This is a genomic window from Hansschlegelia quercus, assembly GCF_004310425.1.
Lineage (GTDB): Bacteria > Pseudomonadota > Alphaproteobacteria > Rhizobiales > Methylopilaceae > Methylopila > Methylopila quercus.
Genome location: NZ_SIUB01000009.1, coordinates 55460 through 69306, shown reverse-complemented (window position 1 = coordinate 69306; position 13847 = coordinate 55460). Strand labels below are relative to the sequence as shown.

General features: G+C 67.0%; 16 protein-coding genes and 2 other RNA genes. 7 read left to right on the top strand and 11 right to left on the bottom strand.

Annotated elements, in window-relative coordinates; genetic code table 11:
* Positions 1-7: 7 nt before the first annotated feature.
* The 5 genes from EYR15_RS17225 to EYR15_RS15230 all read right to left on the bottom strand — a co-directional run bounded on the left by EYR15_RS17225 (position 8) and on the right by EYR15_RS15230 (position 3796).
* Positions 8-460: a division/cell wall cluster transcriptional repressor MraZ gene (locus EYR15_RS17225; RefSeq protein WP_245498347.1), complete on the bottom strand. Its 453-nt coding sequence runs from the start codon at positions 458-460 to the stop codon at positions 8-10.
* Positions 461-877: 417 nt separating this feature from the next.
* Positions 878-1281: RNase P RNA component class A (rnpB, locus tag EYR15_RS15245), an RNA gene on the bottom strand.
* 63 nt (positions 1282-1344) lie between these two features.
* Entirely contained in the window at positions 1345-1908 is a 564-nt protein-coding gene (locus EYR15_RS15240) for a lytic transglycosylase domain-containing protein (protein ID WP_165455517.1), read from the bottom strand.
* 395 nt (positions 1909-2303) lie between these two features.
* Positions 2304-3065 carry a peptidoglycan recognition protein family protein gene (locus tag EYR15_RS15235; protein ID WP_131004428.1) on the bottom strand — a complete coding sequence of 254 codons (762 nt, stop codon included), beginning with the start codon at positions 3063-3065 and terminating at the stop codon, positions 2304-2306.
* Positions 3062-3796, bottom strand: coding sequence for a TerB family tellurite resistance protein (locus EYR15_RS15230; RefSeq protein ID WP_131004427.1), 735 nt, complete (start codon positions 3794-3796; stop codon positions 3062-3064). Before EYR15_RS15230 ends, EYR15_RS15235 begins: the two co-directional genes overlap by 4 nt.
* 209 nt (positions 3797-4005) lie before the next feature.
* On the opposite strand from EYR15_RS15230, the gene panB reads away from it, so the two are divergent.
* The 4 genes from panB (at position 4006) to EYR15_RS15210 (ending at position 6243) form a co-directional block, all read left to right on the top strand.
* Positions 4006-4869, top strand: coding sequence for a 3-methyl-2-oxobutanoate hydroxymethyltransferase (panB, locus tag EYR15_RS15225; RefSeq protein ID WP_131004426.1), 864 nt, complete (start codon positions 4006-4008; stop codon positions 4867-4869).
* Between the two features lie 246 nt (positions 4870-5115).
* Positions 5116-5718, top strand: coding sequence for a cysteine hydrolase family protein (locus tag EYR15_RS15220; RefSeq protein WP_131004425.1), 603 nt, complete (start codon positions 5116-5118; stop codon positions 5716-5718).
* 14 nt (positions 5719-5732) lie between these two features.
* Positions 5733-6044 (top strand): hypothetical protein, encoded by a 312-nt coding sequence (locus tag EYR15_RS15215; RefSeq protein ID WP_131004424.1) that lies wholly within the window; start codon positions 5733-5735, stop codon positions 6042-6044.
* 4 nt (positions 6045-6048) lie between these two features.
* Positions 6049-6243 carry a hypothetical protein gene (locus EYR15_RS15210; protein ID WP_131004423.1) on the top strand — a complete coding sequence of 65 codons (195 nt, stop codon included), beginning with the start codon at positions 6049-6051 and terminating at the stop codon, positions 6241-6243.
* A gap of 9 nt (positions 6244-6252) precedes the next feature.
* Here EYR15_RS15210 and EYR15_RS15205 read toward each other — a convergent pair whose 3' ends face one another.
* The 6 genes from EYR15_RS15205 to EYR15_RS15185 all read right to left on the bottom strand — a co-directional run bounded on the left by EYR15_RS15205 (position 6253) and on the right by EYR15_RS15185 (position 8886).
* Positions 6253-7074, bottom strand: a complete 822-nt coding sequence (locus EYR15_RS15205) for a TIGR00282 family metallophosphoesterase (RefSeq protein ID WP_131004422.1) — start codon at positions 7072-7074, stop codon at positions 6253-6255.
* Between the two features lie 105 nt (positions 7075-7179).
* Complete coding sequence (locus EYR15_RS17085) at positions 7180-7305, bottom strand: entericidin EcnAB (RefSeq protein ID WP_205741659.1); 126 nt, start codon at positions 7303-7305, stop codon at positions 7180-7182.
* A gap of 91 nt (positions 7306-7396) precedes the next feature.
* Positions 7397-7990: a 5-formyltetrahydrofolate cyclo-ligase gene (locus tag EYR15_RS15200; RefSeq protein WP_131004421.1), complete on the bottom strand. Its 594-nt coding sequence runs from the start codon at positions 7988-7990 to the stop codon at positions 7397-7399.
* Positions 7991-8005: 15 nt separating this feature from the next.
* Positions 8006-8165, bottom strand: a non-coding RNA gene (gene ssrS / locus EYR15_RS15195) — 6S RNA.
* Positions 8166-8237: 72 nt separating this feature from the next.
* Positions 8238-8609 (bottom strand): cell division protein ZapA, encoded by a 372-nt coding sequence (locus EYR15_RS15190; protein ID WP_131004420.1) that lies wholly within the window; start codon positions 8607-8609, stop codon positions 8238-8240.
* A gap of 4 nt (positions 8610-8613) precedes the next feature.
* The gene (locus EYR15_RS15185) at positions 8614-8886 is read right to left on the bottom strand and encodes a DUF4164 family protein (RefSeq protein WP_131004419.1); all 273 of its coding nucleotides are present in this window, start codon (positions 8884-8886) and stop codon (positions 8614-8616) included.
* Between the two features lie 331 nt (positions 8887-9217).
* Between EYR15_RS15185 and tkt the strand changes: the two genes are divergently transcribed.
* The 3 genes from tkt (at position 9218) to EYR15_RS15170 (ending at position 13799) form a co-directional block, all read left to right on the top strand.
* Positions 9218-11209: a transketolase gene (gene tkt, locus EYR15_RS15180; RefSeq protein WP_131004418.1), complete on the top strand. Its 1992-nt coding sequence runs from the start codon at positions 9218-9220 to the stop codon at positions 11207-11209.
* A 160-nt stretch (positions 11210-11369) separates the two neighbouring features.
* Positions 11370-12383, top strand: a complete 1014-nt coding sequence (gene gap, locus EYR15_RS15175) for a type I glyceraldehyde-3-phosphate dehydrogenase (protein WP_131004417.1) — start codon at positions 11370-11372, stop codon at positions 12381-12383.
* Between the two features lie 216 nt (positions 12384-12599).
* Positions 12600-13799 (top strand): phosphoglycerate kinase, encoded by a 1200-nt coding sequence (locus EYR15_RS15170; protein WP_131004416.1) that lies wholly within the window; start codon positions 12600-12602, stop codon positions 13797-13799.
* Positions 13800-13847 lie beyond the last annotated feature (48 nt).

The following is a 13847-nucleotide window of genomic DNA, read 5'->3' as shown; positions in this document are numbered from 1 at the left end:
CGCGGGCTCACGAGGCCGCGTCCGCCGATTGCCGGCGGAAAGCGCGCAGGCTCTCCCGCGAGGCCGCGAGATGCGCCGCGAACCGCTCCGGCTCCCAGATCTGGAACTTGGATCCCTGCCCCACGAAGGTCGCGTCGTCCTTCACCCCGGCATAGGCCTTGAGGCTTTCCGTCAGCATGACGCGGCCCTCCGCGTCGACCTTCAGGATTTCGCTCACCCCAAGCAGCGCCGTCGAGAGCGCGTCCCGCTCCGTCGAATAGGGCGCGAGCCGGCCGAGCAGGCCATCGATCTCCGAAAGCAGCGCCGATCCCCCACAGTCGAGCGCCGGCAGCTCCAGAGAGGGATGCAGGAACAGCCCCTCGAACCCACCGCGCGCGAGCGTCGCGCGAAACGAGGCAGGGATCGAGATCCGCCCCTTGGCGTCGATCCGATTGGTGAAATTGGACACGAACCGGTCCATACGCCCCCGCCTGCCGACCGCCTCCCCCCGAGGCCGATCCCGCAAGAGAGCGGGCGTCGAAAGGCAGCGCCGCGGCCTCAGAGACCGCGGGAACTGAGGACCAGCATCCTGTTTGGAAGCCGTCGCTGAGCCGTCTCGACGGGATGGCTTGGGATAGCATGGGGCCCTATGGGCGTCAACGACACGTTAACTTCGTCGCGGCCCGCGATGCGGCTCAGGACGCAGAACCTGACAAGAGCCGCCTCGCGGCCAGCGCGACGAGGTGAGTAGAACTTCCTTAGGGTTAAGAAGGCGTTTCGGCGGCTCGAAATCAGCCGCTCATGATCGATCTCTGGCCGGCTTTCCCGCCCGCTGCGACGCAAGGCGGTCCTCATGCTCCGAGCAGGAGCAAACGCAGCCGAGCCGAGCCAAAACAAAATCGCCAGTCGGCCTGTAAGCCGGGTTTTGTATGGCGGGGCCGCCCGAAGACGGATCCCACGTGACGGCCATTCCTCTGGGACGCCCGTTACCGGACGCCTCTAGCGACCAACCCGGGCGACGGCCCGGAAACGGGCCTGTCTTGCGTCCGAGAACGCAATCCGTGTCGCCCCTATTCGGTCTTGCTCCCGGCGGGGTTTGCCGTGCCGCTCCCGTTACCGGTCGCGCGGTGCGCTCTTACCGCACCCTTTCACCCTTACCTGCGGCCGAAGCCGCAGGCGGTCTGCTCTCTGTGGCACTTTCCCTGGGGTCGCCCCCGCCGGACGTTATCCGGCGCCGTGCTTCCGTGGAGCCCGGACTTTCCTCCCCGATCTTGCGATCGAAGCGGCCGTCCGGCCGACTGGCCGGGACGTCGTCGCCCAAGCGGCGCGCGCGGTCAAGCGCACGCCGCTCAGGAGGATCGCTTCTCAGTTCGAGGCGACCTTGCCGGATGACGGAATGCCTTCGGCCATGTAGCGCCGCACCTTGGCGCAATAGACCGCGCCGGCGCGGGTCACGCCGCGCACGCCGTGGCCGCCCTGGTACTTCGAGACCGCGCCGCAGGTGCTGCCGCCGGCGAGCCTCACGGCCTGTGCGAGATAGCGCATGCCGTAGGTGAGGTTGTTGGACGGCTGGTAGAGCGCCTGGCGGCTGCCCTTGAAGCCCATGCCCTGCGCGGTGCGATAGCTGAGCTGCATCAGCCCGACATAGCCGCCGCGGCCAGTGGCGTTCGGCTGATAGCGCGACTCGACCTTGACGACGGCGTGGGCGAGAGCCGGGCTCACGCCGGCGCGCCGCGCCTCGGCGGTGACCATGGCCTGGATCGAGCCTGCCGGAGCCGCCGCGACGTCGGTCTTCGGCATGGGGATCTCGATGTCGCGCTGCAGAGAGACCGGGCGGCTTCTGGAAGCGAGCTTGCGGATGGAGGCGACGCGCTGGCGCTCGAAGCGGCGGATGGAAGCAATCTTGCGCGAGCGATGCTCGACCTTCACGACCTTAACCGGGGCCGGCGCGGTTGCGGCGGGCTGCTGCGGCTGAGGACCACTGCGAAACGCGATCCAGCCTGCGGCCGAGCCGTTTTTGGAAGGAGAACCGCCACGGGGAACCGAAGCGACATAAGGCGCGTTAATGCGCTGTTGAGAATTGTTGGCCGAAGCCGAAGTCAAAACCTTTTTCTGACTGATCTTTGAGTGAACGCCGGCCTGAGCGCCAAGTCGTTCTTTGATCGGCGCAGCTCCCGCCGAGGCGACGGTCGCCGCTAGAAAAGCGACGACGATCGTCGATCTACGCATATTCACGCTCCCGATGACATTACGTTCAGCGGGACCAAAGCCTTCTAAAAATGACCTTGGATTGTCTCCGAAGTGTCGACAACAAGGCGCGTCAGTCAGATAGCCGGCAACGTCTTCAACAGCCGGCGCAGCGTGTCGGTTGTTGAAAAATCGGCAATCCCGTCGACTAGTCTTTGCCGAAAATGGCGCTGGAAGGCCGCCACGACGGCGACCGTGGGCGGCCCATAGCTGCCGTCGATTTCGATGCCGTAGCCATACATGGACAGCAGCGTTTGAAGCTGTTCCACCGGGGTTCCTTGCTCGCCCGGAGCGAGCGAAGGGCCCGGCCGGCCGACCGGCGTCGGCACGGTCCAGTGGCCTACTCCGGCCGCGAAAAGCTTGTTCCAGGGAAACCGTTCGCCGGGATCCTGTTTACGGCGCGGCGCAACGTCCGAATGCGCGAGCACGCGCTGCGTCGCAATCTGGCGTCGTGCGCAAATGTCGCGGGCAAGCGCGATCACGGCGTCGACCTGTCCTTGAGGAAAATCGACATAGCCAAATTCGTGGCCGGGATTGCCGATCTCGATCCCGATCGAACGCGAGTTCACGTCGGTTTCGTCCTCCCACGAGGAGAGGCCCGCATGCCATGCGCGCCGCTCCTCCGGCACGAGCTGAAGGACGCGTCCGTCCTCAAAGACCACGTAGTGGCAGGAGACGCCGCTGGCCTCCTCGCACAGCCTGACGCAGGCCTCCTCGGTCGATTCCATGCCGGTGTAGTGCAGCAGCAGGATATCGGGCGAACGCTCGTCGCGCCGCTCGTCGTGATTGGCGGCGGGGCGGACCTCGTCGACCAGCGGGCTGTCGGCCGAAAAGGTCACGCGATGCCCCGCTGGGCGCGGATCGCGTCCCACGCCGCATTGATAGAGGCGAGCTTTGAGGTCGCGATCTGGACGGCCGCCGCCGGCAACCCGCGGGCGACGGCGCGGTCGGGGTGGTTCTCGGCGACCAGCGAGCGATGCCGGCGCTTCAGCTCCTCGTCGGTCGAGGCGGCGTCGGCGCCCAGCACCTCGTAGGGATCGTTGTCGGGAAAGCGCACGTGGAAGCCGAGCGCGCGGCGGAAGCGCGCGCGGTCGAAGCCGAAGATCTCGCCGACCTTCTCGAGGAAGCCGAGCTCGTATTCGTGGATCGCCCCATCCGCCGCAGCGATCGCCGCCAGCCCATGCAGGACGTCCTCGAGCGTCGCCGGTTCGCTCGCGAACATCTCGGCGAGCTGCCGCGCATAGGCGTCGAAGCCCGCAATGTCCTTCGCCGCCAGATTGAAGGCGTGCTCGACCTCCGGCCGGTCCTTCTCCTCGATCTGGAAGGTCTTTTCGAACGCCGCGACCTCGACCGGCGCGACGACGCCGTCCGCCTTCGCCATCTTGGCGGAGAGCGCAATGACGCCGATGGTGAAAGCAAGGTTGCGGTGGTCGCGCTCCTCGGCCTCATGCTCCGCCGGCGTCTCCCGGTCGATCAGCAGATGCCCCGCCAGCGCGCCGCCGATGGCGCCGAGCGGGCCGCCGAGCGCGAAACCGCCCGCCGCGCCCGCGAGCTTTCCCCAATAGGACATTGGCTCCTCCGATTCGCTGGGAATGATAGGCGAGACGCGCGCCGTCATCCGCCCTCCGCGGCAAAACGTTATTTCGAGGGCTTTCGAGTAGGACCCTTTAACATCGCGGCGGCCAAGACCAATTCCGTGGTCGACCGGAGCGCAGCGATCGTCATAAAACCGCGATCACGAAGGCGGGTCTGGTCCGATCGCCTTGAGGAGTTTGGGTCATGAGCGCACGTCGACCGACCTCGGTTGAGGGCGGCAAGGCGTCGAAGCCCGTTACGGTTTCTTCGATCCGCAACGCCAAGGGGCGCGAGCCCCTTGTCTGCCTCACCGCCTACACGACGCCCGTCGCGCAGGCGCTCGACGAGGCCTGCGACCTGCTGCTGGTCGGCGATTCGCTCGGTATGGTCGTCTACGGCCTGGATAGCACCATCCCCGTTACGCTCGACATGATGTCGGCGCACGGCGCTGCGGTGGTCCGCGGCGCGCGCCACGCTCTGGTCGTGGTCGACCTGCCGTTCGGCTCCTATCAGGAGAGCCCCGGCCAGGCTTTCCAGAGCGCGGCGCGCATCCTCGCCGAGACCGGCTGCGGCGCGGTCAAGCTGGAGGGCGGCGCGGTGATGGCCGAGACCATCAACTTCCTCACCCAGCGCGGCGTGCCCGTGCTCTCCCATATCGGCCTACAGCCGCAATCAGTGAACGCGCTCGGCGGCTATGCCGCGCGCGGCAAGCAGGCGGCGGAAGCCGAGGCCATCGTCGCCGACGCCCGCGCGGTCGCCGACGCCGGCGCCTTTGCGATCGTGGTCGAAGGCGTTGTGGCGCCGCTGGCGGCGCGCATCACGGAGACGGTGCGCGTGCCGACCATCGGCATCGGCGCTTCGGCGGAATGCGACGGCCAGATCCTCGTGACCGAGGACATGATGGGCGCGACCTTCGGGCATGTCCCGAAATTCGTTCGGAAATACGCCGATGTCGGGAATGTCATGCGCGAGGCCGCAAAGGCCTATGCCGAGGACGTCCGCGCGCGGCGCTTCCCGGCCGAGGAGCATCTTTACGGCGTGCCAAGTCCAAAGGTCGCGGCGGTCTGATGGGCGCCCTTCCAACCGCTCTCAGCAGAAGCGGCTGTGGGTATTGTCCATAGCGTCACTAGCATTTATGTGAAATCCCCACACTGCCGCTCCGGGATTTCTTCAATGGACGCGACCTACAAGTTAAATCTGCTCGCGACCTTCGCCGCCTTCGGCCTTATCGCTGCAGTTGTCGTCGGCCTGCTCTGAGCCCTTTCCCGCTCCTCCCGGCCGCGCGATGCTGGCGGCCGAGAACGAGGAGCAACAATGAGCGACGAACCAAAGACCCTGCTTGAACTCGGCGGCGGCGCGCCCGCGCCGGCCTCCCTCAAGGACGCTACGCTCGTCGTGATCGACGCGCAGAACGAATATGTCCGCGGACCGCTCGCGCTGCCGGGCGTCGCGCCTGCGCTCGACGCCATCGAAAGCCTGCTGGCTGAGGCGCGCGCGGCGGGAACGCCGATCGTCCATCTCGTCCATCGCGATGTCGAAGGCGTCTTTGTTCCCGGCACGGAAGGCGCCGAGATCGCGCCGCAGGCCGCCCCTTCAGGCGACGAGCAGGTGTTCGAGAAGACGCTGCCGAACGGCTTCACCAATGCCGAGTTCGGGCCCGCGCTCAAGGCGCTCGGCCGCGACAAGCTCATCCTCACTGGCTTCATGACGCATATGTGCGTCGACTCCACCGCTCGCGCCGCGGTCGATATCGGCTACGGCGTCACCATCGTGGAGAACGCGGTGGCGACCCGCCCGCTGCCGGGCGTGCTCGGCCGGCCCGCACGTTCGGCGCAGGAGGTGCACGACGGCGCGCTCGCTGGGCTGGCGGATCTGTTCGCCGTGGTCGTGCCGGACGCTGGCGGCTTGTCGAGGTAAGCGGGCTCGGACGCATGACGAGAGAAGATGACGATCGCTCTCCGCCTCCCGCCAGCGAAACACCCGAGCCTCCCTCAGAGACGCTGACGGGATCAGGGCGCCCGTCCGTTCTCGTCTACAACGAGCAGCTGAAGTACACCGCGACCTGGTTCAACACGATCGCCGCTGGCGCAATCATCGCCGGCTTTGTCGCGCCCCTCGCTGCGCTCGCCGCAGGAGGCGCGTCGCAATGGACGATCCTGCTGTCGCTCGTTTGGATTCCGGCGGGGATCGCATTACATTTGGTGGCGAGAATGGTCCTTACGGACCTCAAAGACGGGACGTGAAGCGATGAGCCTCGTCGAAATCATCACCTACTTCGTCCTGCCGGCGATCATGGTGGCTGGCGGCTATGGTTTCGCCCGATACGCTACGACGCGCCCCGAACCGCTGAGCGTTGTCCGCTCTCGAAACGACGCGTCGGAAATCGGTGGCTCACAGCCTCGCGGCGCGGTGTCTCGTAAGACGCCCGGGGCCGCGCGCTAATCCGGCCCGTTACTCCCAGAAGTCCGGAAGCGCTTCGCTAAGTGCCCCGCCGATCCGCACCGGCGCCGCACGGGTCGCGAGCCCTCTGCCGTCGATCTCGACGGCAAGCCCCGACAGCGTGCCCTCGCCTTCCGCCGGCTCGAACCGGCCGGAGGGGAGCTTGGTCAGGAAGCGGTGGACCGGCTCATCCTTCTTCATGCCGAGAACGCCGTCATAATCCCCGCACATGCCGGCGTCCGACATATAGGCCGTGCCGCCCGGCAGCACGCGGTGGTCGGAGGTGGGGGTGTGGGTGTGCGTGCCGATCACGAGGCTGGCGCGGCCGTCGAGGAAATGGCCAAACGCCTGTTTCTCGCTTGTCGCCTCGGCGTGGAAATCGACCACGATAGCGTCGACCGCCTCGCCCAGGGGACAGGCGGCGAGTTCGGCGTCGATCGAGCGGAACGGATCGTCGAGCGAGGTCCCCATGAAGACGTTGCCCATGACGTTGACGACGAGCACCCGCGCGCCGTTGCGCGCCTCCGCCATCACGGCGCCGCGGCCGGGCGTCCCCTTCGGGAAATTGAGCGGCCGCGCCAAGCGGTCTGCGCGTTCGGCGAAGACAAGCGCCTCGCGCTGATCGAAAGCGTGGTTCCCGAGGGTGACGGCGTCGCAGCCGGCGTCGAGCAAATCCTGGTAGATCGCCTCGGTGATGCCGAAGCCGCCGGCGGCGTTCTCTCCGTTGATCGCGACGAAATCGAGCGCCCAGCGCTCGCGAAGCTCCGGCAGACGCTCCGTCACAGCGAGACGCCCGGCGCGACCGACGACATCGCCTAGAAAAAGTAGCCGCATCTCGGATCCAGACGTGAAAAAGCGCGCCGGCCGAGCAGCCGACGCGCTTCACTATCCAAGCTCCGCGGCGCCGTCATCGCGATTCGCGAAGCGGCGCCGTCGAAATCAATGTGCGACTGCGTTGCCGGTCGCCTGCACGTCGCGCTTCGCGCCGCGAACGGTGTTCGCGCAACCGGCGACGGTGACGGAGAAGGCGAGAAGCATGGAAAGAGCGATCAGACGACGCGCCATTTGAGGAAACTCCCGATGCCATAAGGCGGCGCCCCGAGCGGCGCGGCGCGAGATGAACGCGCGAGCCGCCACAAGGTTTCCAGCGAGCCGATCAGCCGAAGGTTACGACGCCGTTTTCTGTGAGCACGCCATCGAGCGGCTCGTCATGCGGCTCGACCGGCACGTCCTCGAGCGCCTGAGCGGCGAAGGCGAGGCCGATCGCCATCGCGGGCCCGGTCGCGCGCAGTTTCTGCAGCGTGCGATCGTAGAAGCCGCCGCCATAGCCGATGCGGCCGCCGGCGCGGTCGAAGGCCGCGAGCGGCACGAACAGCAGGTCAGGCGTGACCTCCGGCGCGCTCGCGGGCGGCTCCTTGAGGCCGAAGCGCCGGTCTTCCAGCGCGTCTCCGGGAGCCCAGGCGCGGAAGACGAGCGGCTCCCCCTTCTGGACGATCGTCGGGAGGCACATCGACACGCCGGCCTCGGCAAGCTTCGCGGCAAGCGGGCCGATGTCGATCTCGCCGCGCACGGATACGAACAAGGAGACGCAGGCCGGCTTCTCGCGGGCGACGAGCGCGGCGCCCTCGGTCGCGATCGCCTCCGCCGCCGCCGCGCGGATGTCGGCCCCCAACGCGGCGCGCGCGCCGAGCGCCTGCGCCCTGAGGGCCGCCTTGCGCTCGTCGATGGAGGCGGTGGTCTTCTGGTTCATGCCGAGGAGGAAGAGTGCGGAGCCACGGTGGCCGTTGGAGGTATAGATCCCGGGACACCTACAGAGTAGGTGGGCGCCGTAATGACCAAGACCACGGTCGAGGCCAGTGACAGCTCCCGTTCGGAATCGTAAGGGCCCGGGGATTCAAAGTTCCTGACGCGCCCCGCAGCACCGCACGGATGAAGATAAGCGACGGAGAGGCGAAGCGCCAGACCAATGAGGAGCGCCGCCGTCGCCGCTCCGCCCCTTACTCCCGCTTCACGCCCTCAGCCAGTTCCTCCGCCAGCCGCTCCAGCCTTTCGGCGGCGGCGGCGATGTGGTCGGCGACTTCGGCGTGGCGCTGGTCGAAGGCGCGCACGGCGTCCTTATCCGCGACCTTGAGGGACTCGAGCTCGACCTGCAGCGCCTTGTGACGGCGCTTCGCCTCGTTGAGCTCGTCGGCCATCATGATCGCGGTCATGATGGAGAGCCGGTTGTCGCCGACCTCGCCGAACTGGCCTCTCAGCTCGGCATGCCTCGCGTCGACCTCGCGGGCGAGGCTCAGGAGGTGCTCCTCCTCACCCTCTCCGCAGGCCATCTTGTAGTCGCGTCCGCCGATCTGGACCGTCACCTGCGCCATCGGATCAGCCCTCGCTCTCGGCGAGAACGGTCTCGACCGCCGCGATCGCAGCTTCAACCCGGGCGGAAATTTCCTGGCGTGCGACGTTCGCGGATTCCGCCTGCGCTGCGGAGACGTCGAGCAGTTCGATCAGGCGCAGCCGATCGTCAGCGAACGCGGTCAACTCCTCTTCCCGGGCGCGGCCGGAATCCGCGGCGTCGAGCGCGCGGCCGACGGCCGCTTCGGCCGCATCCAGCGCGTGGTCGAGGCGCTTCAGCGCGACGTCGAGCTCACCCACGCCCCTGCCCCCCGGTTCACCTGCTTGACCAATTTTCGCGCTGCAACAACATCTTGCGAGCGGCAGCTTAGGCGGCGAAGCAAAAGCCCGTCAATGCGCGGCCGGCTATCGTCCACCGCGGCTTGCAGGAACGAAGGCCCAAACGCCGAGCCCCTAGCATGAGCGGCCTGCGCCGTACTCGTATTGACATGAAGGAGAGCCACCTTAAACGTCCCAGCCAAATGACGGACCGGCCTCGTTTTCGCGGGGAACGGCGCCGCGCCGATGACGGTTTCGCCAGCAGCCAGGCGCGCGCTTCCTCAGCGCATCTTCAAGATTGGACGGACAGCCAATGACCGACGCTCCCACGATCCGCCGGATGGCGAACGCGATCCGCGCGCTCTCGATGGACGCAGTCGAAAAGGCCAATTCGGGCCATCCCGGCATGCCGATGGGCATGGCCGACGTCGCCACCGTGCTGTTCACCAAGGTCCTGAAATACGACGCGACCGATCCGCATTGGATCGACCGCGACCGCTTCATCCTCTCCGCCGGTCACGGCTCGATGCTGCTCTACTCTCTCCTTCACCTCACGGGCTCGAAGGAGATGACGATCGACCAGCTCAAGAACTTCCGGCAGGTCGGCTCCAAGACGCCGGGACACCCCGAGCGCGGCCACACCGAGAGCGTCGAGACTACGACCGGCCCGCTCGGCGCCGGCATCTCGAACTCCGTCGGCCTGGCGCTCGCCGAGCGCATCCTCGCCGCTGAATATCCGACGCTCTTCGACCACCGCACCTTTGCGATCTGCTCCGACGGCGACCTGATGGAGGGCGTCAGCCAGGAGGCGATCGCGATCGCCGGGCACTACAAGCTGTCGAAGCTCGTCTTCCTCTATGACGACAACGGCATCTCCATCGACGGCCACACCTCGCTGTCGGATTCGGTCGACCAGATCGCGCGCTTCAAGGCCTGCGGCTGGAACGCCGTCGAGATCGACGGCCATGACGACGAGGCGATCGAGGCGGCGCTGAGGGCGACCGAAGGGTCGGACAAGCCGACCCTGATCGCCTGCAAGACGATCATCGGCTTCGGCGCCCCGAACAAAGGCGGCACCGAGAAGGTGCATGGCTCGGCGCTCGGCGCGGACGAGGTCGCGGCCGCCCGTAAGGAGCTCGACTGGCCCTACCCCGCTTTCGAAGTGCCCGGCGACGTAAAATCCGCTTGGGAGCAAGCCGGCAGCCGCGGGGCCGACCAGCGGAAGGAATGGGAAAGCCGCTACGCCGCGCTCGACGCCGGCGTCCGTGAGGATCTGGAGCGCCGCCTCAAGGGTGGGCTTCCGAAGACCTTCGGCAAGGCGATGGCGGACTACAAGGCGAAGCTCTACGCCGAGCCGAAAGAAATGGCGACGCGCAAGGCCGGCGAGGCCGCGCTCACCGTCGTGCGAAGCGAGCTGCCGGAACTGGTCTCGGGATCGGCCGACCTCACGCCGTCGAACAACACGCTCACCAAGAACATGAAGGTCATCACGCCGGGCGACTACGGCGGGTCGTTCATGCACTGGGGCATCCGCGAGCACGGCATGTGCGGCGCGATCAACGGCATGGCGATCCACGGCGGCATCCTGCCGGTCGGCTCGACCTTCCTGGTGTTCTCCGACTACTGCCGCCCGCCGCTCCGCCTTGCGGCGCTCATGAAGATCCGCGTGATCCAGGTGTTCACGCACGATTCCATCGGCGTCGGCGAGGATGGCCCGACCCACCAGCCGGTCGAGCATCTGGCGAGCTTGCGGGCGATTCCGAACCTCAACGTGTTCCGCCCGGCGGACACGATCGAGACCGCGGAGGCCTGGGAGATCGCCGTCGCCAGCCTCGAGCGGCCGAGCGTGCTGGCCCTCACCCGTCAGAACCTGCCGCAGCTCCGGTTGAAGGACGCCGGCGAAAACCTGACGGCCAAGGGCGCCTACGAACTCGCGGGCGCCGACGGTGTGGCGGAAGTCAGCCTGTTCGCCTCCGGCTCCGAGGTCAGCCTCGCGGTCGAAGCCAAGAAGGTCCTGGACGCGGCGGGCGTGAAGACCCGCGTCGTCTCAGTTCCTTGCTTCGAGCTGTTCTTCGACCAGCCCGGCTCGTACCGCGCCGAGACGATCGGCACGGCGCCGGTGAAGATCGCGATCGAGGCCGCCATCCGTCAGGGTTGGGACGCGATCGTCGGCTCCTCCGGCGGCTTCGTGGGGATGCACAGCTTCGGCGAAAGCGGACCTGCGGGCGAGGTCTACAAGAAGTTCGGCATCACCGCGGACGCGGTCGTCGAGCTGGTGAAGTCCCTGCGCGGGACGGCGGCCTGAACCAGGCTTCACCGTCGCGCATGAACCACACGCACAAAATTCATGCGCAATTTGGCGTGCGATCCGCCATATAAGCCGCGCGGCGCAACCGATGGTTTGCGCCCGCAGGTCGGCACGGGCGCTTCGAAGCGCCCATTGTAGATTGAGGAGAAGCGCCACCATGGCTGTGAAGGTCGCGATCAACGGTTTCGGACGCATCGGACGGCTCGTCCTGCGCGCCATCGTCGAATCCGGGCGCAAGGACATCCAGGTGGTCGCGATCAACGATCTCGGCCCGGTCGAGACCAACGCGCATCTGCTGCGCTACGACAGCGTGCATGGCCGCTTCCCGGCCGAAGTCACCGTGAACGGCGACGTCATCACCGTCGCAGGCCACGGCGACATCAAGGTCACCGCGATCCGCAATCCCGCCGAGCTGCCGCATGGCGAGCTCGGCGTCGACATCGCGCTCGAATGCACCGGCATCTTCACCGCGAAGGACAAGGCGGCAGCCCACCTTCAGGCGGGCGCCAAGCGCGTCATCGTCTCGGCGCCTGGCGACGGCGTCGACCTGACCGTCGTATTCGGCGTCAACGAGGACAAGCTGACGAAGGACCACCTGATCGTCTCGAACGCGTCCTGCACCACCAACTGCCTGGCGCCCGTCGCCAAGGTCCTGAACGACGCGATCGGCATCGAGCGCGGCTTCATGACGACAATTCATTCCTATACGGGCGATCAGCCGACGCTCGACACCATGCACAAGGACCTCTACCGCGGCCGCGCCGCGGCGCTGTCCATGATCCCGACCTCTACCGGCGCCGCTAAGGCCGTCGGCCTCGTGCTGCCGGAGCTCAAGGGCAAGCTCGACGGCGTGTCGATCCGCGTGCCGACGCCGAACGTCTCGGTCATCGACTTCAAGTTCGTGCCGAAGCGTCCGACGACGGTCGACGAGGTCAACGACGCGATGAAGGCCGCGGCCGCCGGCCCGATGAAGGGCATTCTCGACATCGTCGACGCGCCGCTGGTCTCGTCCGACTTCAACCACAACCCGCATTCGTCGAGCTTCGCGCTCGACCAGACCAAGGTGCTCGAAGGCAATTTCGTGCGCGTGATGGCCTGGTACGATAACGAGTGGGGCTTCTCATCCCGCATGTCGGACACCGCAGTCGCTCTGGGCAAGCTGCTCGGCTGAGCGTCCAGCCGCCCCGGCGCTGGGCCGGTTCGAAGAATTTCAGAACGCGCGGCCTTCACGCCGCGCGTTTTCTTTTGGCTTCGGATCTCCGGCCCACGGCCGGACCCAAGCGCCGCCAATCGGAGAATTCTCCGTGAATGCGACGTCGCACCGGGTGGCGGGACGCTTAAAATTCTCTAGAACGACCCTCGAAGCCTGCTCCGGGGATTTTTGTCCATGACCGCCTTCAAGACCCTCGACGACGTCAATGTCGCCGGCAAGCGCGTGCTCGTGCGGGTCGATCTGAACGTTCCGATGGATGGCGCGCGGGTCACCGATGACACGAGGCTGACCGCGATCGCGCCGACGATCGGCGAACTCGCCCAGAAGGGGGCGAAGACCGTTCTGCTCGCACATTTCGGCCGGCCAAAGGGCAAGCGCGACGAGAGCCAGTCGCTCAAGGCCGTCGTCTCCGCGCTGGAGACGGTCCTCAAGCAGGACGTGCAGTTCGCCGACGATTGCGTGGGCGAGGCGGCTGAGGCGGCGGTCGCGAAGCTGACGCCCGGCGACGTGCTGCTGCTCGAAAACACCCGCTTCCATGCCGGCGAGGAGAAGAACGATCCGGAATTCGCGGCGGCGCTGGCGAAGCTCGGCGACATCTACGTCAACGACGCCTTCTCGGCCGCCCACCGCGCGCACGCCTCGACGGAAGGCGTCGCGAAGTTGCTGCCGGCCTATGCCGGGCGCTCCATGCAGGCGGAGCTCGACGCGCTGACCCGCGCGCTTGGCGACCCCGAGCGGCCCGTGGTCGCGGTCGTCGGAGGCGCCAAGGTCTCGAGCAAGCTCGACCTCCTCGGCAACCTCGTCTCCAAGGTCGACTATCTCGTCATCGGCGGCGGCATGGCGAACACCTTCCTTGCGGCTAAGGGCGTCGAGGTCGGCAAGTCGCTGTGCGAGAAGGACCTGCTCGACACCGCCCGCGACATCCTCGCCAAGGCGAAGGCGGCTGACTGCCAGATCGTGCTGCCGAACGACGTCCGGCTCGCCAAGGAGTTCAAGGCGAACGCCGAGAACCGGGTGACCACGGCTTCCGACGTTCATGCGGACGAGATGATCCTCGACATCGGTCAGCAATCGGTCGACGAGGTCGCGGTGGTGCTGGCGCAGGCCAAGACGCTGGTGTGGAACGGACCCTTCGGCGCGTTCGAACTCACCCCCTTCGACACCGGCACCGTCGCGGTCGCGAAGAAGGCCGCGGAGTTCACGGAAGAAGGCCGGCTGCTTTCGGTCGCAGGCGGCGGGGATACCGTCGCCGCGCTCAATCATGCAGGCGTCACGGACAAGTTCTCTTATGTTTCGACCGCCGGCGGCGCCTTTCTCGAGTGGCTCGAGGGCAAGGACCTGCCCGGCGTCGCCGCGCTTCGCGCGACAAGCTGACGTCGCCGCCCTATAGTGCCCCTGACGAAACCTGACGCGAGAAAACCG